At 64.5% G+C, this 6,203-nt stretch carries 5 protein-coding genes and 1 riboswitch; of the genes, 4 read left to right on the plus strand and 1 reads right to left on the minus strand.

Features of this window, described 5'->3' with window-relative positions; all coding sequences use genetic code 11:
* Positions 1-451: FCD domain-containing protein (locus tag ENZ75_RS17465; protein WP_128278204.1), on the plus strand; the 451-nt coding region annotated here is incomplete at its 5' end.
* A 37-nt stretch (positions 452-488) separates the two neighbouring features.
* On the opposite strand, the gene ENZ75_RS17470 is transcribed toward ENZ75_RS17465, so the two are convergent.
* Positions 489-1,490, minus strand: coding sequence for a hypothetical protein (locus ENZ75_RS17470; RefSeq protein WP_063167889.1), 1,002 nt, complete (start codon positions 1,488-1,490; stop codon positions 489-491).
* A gap of 244 nt (positions 1,491-1,734) precedes the next feature.
* A riboswitch (glycine riboswitch) is annotated at positions 1,735-1,821 on the plus strand.
* Between the two features lie 149 nt (positions 1,822-1,970).
* Between ENZ75_RS17470 and gcvT the strand changes: the two genes are divergently transcribed.
* The 3 genes from gcvT to gcvP form a co-directional block, all read left to right on the plus strand.
* Positions 1,971-3,071 carry a glycine cleavage system aminomethyltransferase GcvT gene (gene gcvT / locus ENZ75_RS17475; RefSeq protein ID WP_063167888.1) on the plus strand — a complete coding sequence of 367 codons (1,101 nt, stop codon included), beginning with the start codon at positions 1,971-1,973 and terminating at the stop codon, positions 3,069-3,071.
* A 5-nt stretch (positions 3,072-3,076) separates the two neighbouring features.
* Positions 3,077-3,445, plus strand: coding sequence for a glycine cleavage system protein GcvH (gene gcvH, locus ENZ75_RS17480; RefSeq protein ID WP_013531953.1), 369 nt, complete (start codon positions 3,077-3,079; stop codon positions 3,443-3,445).
* Between the two features lie 17 nt (positions 3,446-3,462).
* A partial coding sequence (gcvP, locus tag ENZ75_RS17485) for an aminomethyl-transferring glycine dehydrogenase (RefSeq protein WP_128278205.1) occupies positions 3,463-6,203 on the plus strand: 2,741 nt, incomplete at its 3' end.

Raw genomic sequence — 6,203 nt, forward strand, 5'->3', positions numbered from 1 at the left:
CGTCAATCTTTCCGACGTGCGGGCGGTGCTTGAGGAGCGCTCCGTCAGGCTGGCGATCCAGCGCGCGACCAATGAAGAGCTCGCCGCGCTCGTCGACTGGTGGACGCTCACCATGGCGCGCGCCGACTCGTTTTCCAGCGCCGAGCTGACCGCCAGGGACGAGGAGTTTCACATCCGCATCGCCAGGCTGTCAGGCAATCCCGAACTGGCGCGCATGCTCGAAGGCATCAACACGCGCATCCATTTCGTTCGCAAGATCGAAGTGGAGAAGCACCGGCGACTGTCGACAACCTACACCGAACACAGCGAAATCGCCCGAGCCATGGTAACCCGCGATGCCGACACGGCCGCAAGGCTCATGCATGACCACATCGACATCAGTGTCGCCGATGCCATGTCGACCGTCCGGGAAGGCCTGGCCCGGATATACGTCGACGTCGATCAGATCTGACCAGCATCCCGGATCCGATTAAGCAATCCCTGGCCGGTCAGGCAACCTTGTCGAGCAGCGGCCTGAGCGCCGGGTGAATTTCCGGCGAGGCGTGCTTGATCAGGGTCAGCAGCGCGCGTTCGTTCTCGTAAAGTGGCCTGTCGACGCCGATATGTTCGATCAGCCAGCCGGCTTCGCCGGCATCGATCGTCTCGGCACGGCGGGCCAGGGCCTCGGCCGCCCTGTTCTTGGCTTCCCATTCGGCTTCGATGTCGCCAGGAGATCGGTAGGCCTCCATGATGCCGGCAAGCCCGCCGGAGATCATGCGGCTGAAGAAGCCGCCGATTTCCGGATCGGCATGTTCGAGGAAGGCGTCATGGCGCAGCGCCACGTCGCGCGTCGGTGCTTCGTAGCCGGCCGAGCACATGACGAAATTGGCGATCGCCTTGACGAACAGCTCGTTCCAGGACGGATCGTTTTGTCCTTGAGCAGTCCGCTCGTTGATCTTGAGCAGCACCTCGGCCTCGGCGCGCGTGATGGCGATGTTGCCGTCGCCGCCATGGGCATGGAGTATCCGGCGCAAAAGCTCGACCTCCGCCTGCGCGACGAGGCCCGGAGCCAGCGCGCCGCCGAGCATCAGCGGCCCCTTGCCGTCAATGACGGCATGCGCCACCTGCTCCAGCGCATACACACAAAGCTGGGCCGGCGACGATTTCGCCTGTTCCAGCACATGCACCAGCAATTCGAGTTCGGTCCGGCTGTCGACCATGCCGTCGCGCGAGATCGTGCGGATCAGCCAGTCGGCATTGTCCTGCGAGATATAGCCCGATGGCTTTTCCTGGTGGACGATATAGTCGGTGACCGCCTCAATGAAGAAGGGCGGCCATTCCTGGCATTTGTCCTTCGCCGTGGCATCGAGCGCGAACAGCGCCTCGGCCTCGCCACGCGTCACGACGCCGTCGCCGAACACTTCATGGCGCAACATCGCCACGTCCTCCGCGGCGATGCGGCTTTTCGAGGTCAGCCCGGCCACCGGCGCGCTCATGATCAATTCGCCCATTTGTCGTCCCCGTCCGCCGTCGCCAAGCGCCGGCCCCATAGCGTCACACAAGCCAACATATCAGCAGTGTCTTGAAAAACCGGCAAACGGCGTGGTTAGTGAAGACTTGTCGCCAACGCATGTCGCCTGACAGCGTGCCGCGGTTTGAAGAACGACATGCACGCGCTTTAGATGTTGCTGACAGGTGACAAGCCGTCGCGCGCAAGCTATGGATGGCGCGTCGAGGACTCAGGGTCTTGAGTCCTACCTGTTTGCGGGAGAGAACAGCGAGAGCTGTCGCCGAAGGGGAAATCGCCCGAAATCTCTCAGGCAAAAGAACCGTAGACGGGAAAGACACTCTGGAAAGTCGGGGCTTGCCCCCGCGCCGAAGGTGTAAGCGCCGCTGACAGAGTTCCGGCTGCGCGAGTCTCTCAGGCTTCAGACAGAGGGGCACGGACTGGTCGCCATTCGCGACCGATTGCGTGCGACTCTGGAGACGACATGGCGGGCGACGACACAAAACACCTTCCCCTTGAAGATATCCATATGGCCGCCGGTGCGCGCTTCGGCGCCTTTGCCGGCTGGTCGATGCCGCTGACCTATCCGGCCGGCGTCATGAAGGAACACCTTCACACCCGCGAGCAGGCCGGCCTGTTCGACATCTCGCACATGAAGCTGTTCGAGGTCAGCGGACCGGAAGCGGCGGCACTGCTCAACCGTGCTTGCCCACTGGATGCCGGCGCGCTCGAAATCTCGCAATCCAAACTGTCCTTTTTCCTCAACGAAGCAGGCGGCATCCTCGACGACCTGATCGTCACCAGGCTTAGCGATGCCAGGTTCATGGTGGTCGCCAATGCCGGCAACGCCGTAGCCGACGAAAAGCATTTGCGTGCACTTGCCGCGGATTTCGACGCCAGGATCGAGCCGCTCGACCGCGTCTTCCTGGCCATCCAGGGTCCTGAAGCCTGGGCCGCCCTTTCCCGCGCCGGCATCGAGACCGGCTCGCTGCTGTTCATGCATGGGGTCGAACCGCGCAAGAACTGGTTCATGAGCCGGTCGGGCTATACCGGCGAGGACGGGTTCGAGATCGGCTTGCCGGAGGCCGATGCACGCGACCTCGTCGCGAAGCTGCTCGGAGACGAGCGCGTGCTGTGGATCGGCCTGGCTGCGCGCGACAGCCTGCGCCTGGAGGCCGGTCTCTGCCTGCATGGCCAGGACATCACACCGGAAACCGACCCGGCCAGCGCCGCCTTGATGTGGGCAATTCCAAAGGACATCCGCGCTTCCGGCACTTTCATCGGCGCCGATGCGCTCCGCGCCGCGGTGGAACGAGGACCCGCGCAAAAGCGCGTCGGTTTGAAGCCGGAAGGCCGCCAGCCGGTGCGTGGCGGTGCCGCGCTCTTCGACGCCGACGGCAACCCGGCCGGCCATGTCACGTCGGGCGGCTTCGGCCCCTCGGCCGGCCATCCGGTCGCCATGGGCTATGTCTCGACACCTCTGGCAAAGCCCGGAATTCGGGTTTTCGCCGATGTGCGCGGCACGAAAATCCCAGTCGATATCAGCTCCCTGCCCTTCACACCGCATCGCTACCGAAAAGGATGATCTCAATGGCAACGACCTATTTCACATCAGATCACGAGTGGCTCCGCGTCGAGGGCGGCATCGCCACGGTCGGCATCACTGATTACGCGCAGGAGCAGCTCGGCGACCTCGTCTTCGTCGAACTGCCGGAGACGGGAAAGAAATTGACCAAGGGCGACACCGCCGTCGTGGTCGAATCCGTCAAGGCGGCGTCCGATGTCTATGCACCAGTCGACGGCGAGATCACCGAGGCCAACGGCACGCTGTCGTCGGATCCGTCACTGGTCAATTCGGCCGCAACAGGGGCCGGCTGGCTGTGGAAGATGAAGCTTGCCGACGAAAGCCAGCTCGCCGGTCTCATGGATGAGGCCGCCTACAAAGCCCATATCGGTTGATATCAGGACTTATTGAGATGACCGCAGCACCCTACCCCTTCTCGGCCCGCCATATCGGTCCCGGCCTCAACGATACCAGAGCCATGCTGGCCGCCATCGGCGTGCCCTCGATCGAGACGCTGATCAGCCAGTCCGTCCCGAAGTCGATCCGGCTCGATCGGCCGCTTGCCCTGCCGGCACCAGCGAGCGAGGCGGAAGCGCTGGCTGAGCTTTCGGCTGTCATGGCCGGGAATACGGTGCTGAAGAGCTTCATCGGCGCCGGTTATCACGGCGTCCATGTGCCGCCGGTTATCCAGCGCAATCTGTTCGAGAACCCGGCCTGGTATACGGCCTACACGCCCTATCAGGCCGAGATCAGCCAGGGCCGGCTGGAAATGCTGTTCAACTTCCAGACCCTGGTCACCGAACTGACCGGCCTGCCGGTGGCATCGGCGTCGCTGCTGGATGAAGCAACCGCCGTGGCCGAGGCGGTCGGCATTGCACTGCGCCATCACCGCGACAAGCGCACCAAGGTAGCACTTGCCGGCACGCCGCACCCGCAGACGCTGGACGTGGTGCGCACCCGCGCCGAGCCGCTCGGCATCGAGATCGATGGCGAGACGATCGACGACAACACCGCCGCCCTGCTTGTCTCCTGGCCGGATACATTTGGCGTCTATGGCGACCACAAGGCAGCGATCGACAAGGCACACGCGACCGGCGCTCTCGTCGTCTTCATCGCCGACCCGCTCGGCCTGACGCTGACCGACGCGCCGGCCAAGCTTGGCGCCGACATCGCAGTCGGCCCGATGCAGCGCTTTGGCGTGCCGATGGGCTTTGGCGGCCCGCACGCGGCCTATTGCGCCGTCTCCGACAGGCTGACGCGGCTGATGCCTGGCCGCCTGGTCGGCCAGTCCACCGACAGCAAGGGCCGGCCCGGATACCGGCTTGCCTTGCAGACGCGTGAGCAGCATATCCGCCGCGACAAGGCGACCTCCAACATCTGCACCGCGCAGGCGCTGCTCGCCAATATGGCGACCGCCTATGCCATCTGGCACGGCCCCGCCGGGCTGCAGGCGATTGCCGGGCGCATCCACACGCTGGCCAATCGTCTTGCCGCCGGGCTCAAAGCAGCAAACATCTCCGTGCTCGGTTCAAGCCGCTTCGACACGGTGACGGCCGAGGTGAAGGGCAAGGCAGCTTCGATCGCCGCCGCCGCTGAAAAGGGCGGCAGATTGCTGCGTGCCGTCGATGCCGACCACATCGGCATCGCCTTCGACGAAACCTCCACCGAGGCCGATCTCGACGCAATCGCGGCCCTGTTCGGCGCCAAGGCTGGCGCCTCCGCCGACAGCACGGTGCCCGGCAAGCCGCGCGGCAAGGAGTTCCTGACCCAGCCTGTTTTCCACGAAAACAAGTCGGAAACCGAGATGATGCGCTTCCTGCGCCGGCTGGCCGACAAGGACCTGGCGCTCGACCGCGCCATGATCCCGCTGGGATCCTGCACCATGAAGCTCAACGCCGCCGCCGAGATGATGCCGGTGAGCTGGCCGAGCATTGCCAATCTGCACCCTTTCGCCCCGGCCGCGCACTCGGCAGGCTACCGCGCCATGATCGGCGAGCTGGAGGGCTGGCTGTCGGAGATCACCGGCTTCGACGCCGTCACATTGCAGCCCAATGCCGGCAGCCAGGGCGAATATGCCGGACTGCTCGCCATCCGCGGCTATCACCGCTCTCGCGGCGACAACCACCGCACCGTCTGCCTGATCCCCTCCTCGGCGCATGGCACCAATCCCGCGAGCGCGGCGATGGCTGGCATGAACGTCGTCGTCGTGCGCTGCACCGAAGACGGTAACATCGACATGGACGACATGAAGGCCAAGGCGACTGAGCATGCGCAAAATCTCGCAGCGCTGATGTTCACCTATCCCTCGACGCATGGCGTGTTCGAGGAAGGCGCACGCGATCTCTGCGCGCTGATCCATGAGCATGGCGGCCAGGTCTATTTCGACGGTGCCAACCTCAACGCGCTGGTCGGGCTTGCCCGTCCCGGCGACATCGGCGCCGATGTCTGCCATATGAACCTGCACAAGACCTTCTGCATTCCGCATGGCGGCGGCGGACCCGGCATCGGGCCGATCGGCGTCAAGGCGCATTTGAAGCCGTATTTGCCCGGCCATGTCACCGAAGGCTCGGCGCACGCCGTCTCCGCCGCCCCCTTCGGCAGCGCCTCGATCCTGCCGATCACCTGGATGTATATCCGCATGATGGGCGCCTCGGGCCTGAAGCAGGCGACCGAAACAGCGATCCTTTCCGCCAACTACATCGCAACGCGGCTCGGTGCGCATTTCCCGGTGCTCTACAAGGGCAGGCAGGGACGCGTCGCGCATGAATGCATCCTCGACACCCGTGTGCTCAAGGAGAGTGCAGGCATCAGTGTCGACGATGTCGCCAAGCGGCTGATCGATTATGGTTTTCACGCGCCGACCATGTCCTTCCCGGTCGCCGGCACGCTGATGGTGGAGCCGACCGAGTCCGAGCCCAAGCGGGAAATCGACCGCTTCTGCGAGGCCATGATCGCGATATCGGCAGAGGCAGCAAAAGTCGCCAGGGGCGAATGGCCTTTGGCCGACAATCCGCTGGTCAACGCGCCGCACACCGCCGCCGAGGCGCTGGCCGGCCAGTGGAACCATCCCTACTCGCGCCTGGAAGCGGCCTATCCGGCCGGCGACGCCGACACGGCAGCCAAGTACTGGCCTCCGGTGTCACGCATCGACAA

The sequence above is a fragment of the Mesorhizobium sp. M7A.F.Ca.CA.002.04.1.1 genome (genome assembly GCF_004022805.1).
GTDB classification, from domain to species: domain Bacteria; phylum Pseudomonadota; class Alphaproteobacteria; order Rhizobiales; family Rhizobiaceae; genus Mesorhizobium; species Mesorhizobium ciceri.

What these genes read in the sequence shown, in the direction of transcription:
- ENZ75_RS17470 (WP_063167889.1), bottom strand. Translation starts at nt 1,490, where the DNA reads ATGGGCGAATTGATCATGAGCGCGCCGGTGGCCGGGCTGACCTCGAAA.
- gcvT (WP_063167888.1), top strand. Translation starts at nt 1,971, where the DNA reads ATGGCGGGCGACGACACAAAACACCTTCCCCTTGAAGATATCCATATG.
- gcvH (WP_013531953.1), top strand. Translation starts at nt 3,077, where the DNA reads ATGGCAACGACCTATTTCACATCAGATCACGAGTGGCTCCGCGTCGAG.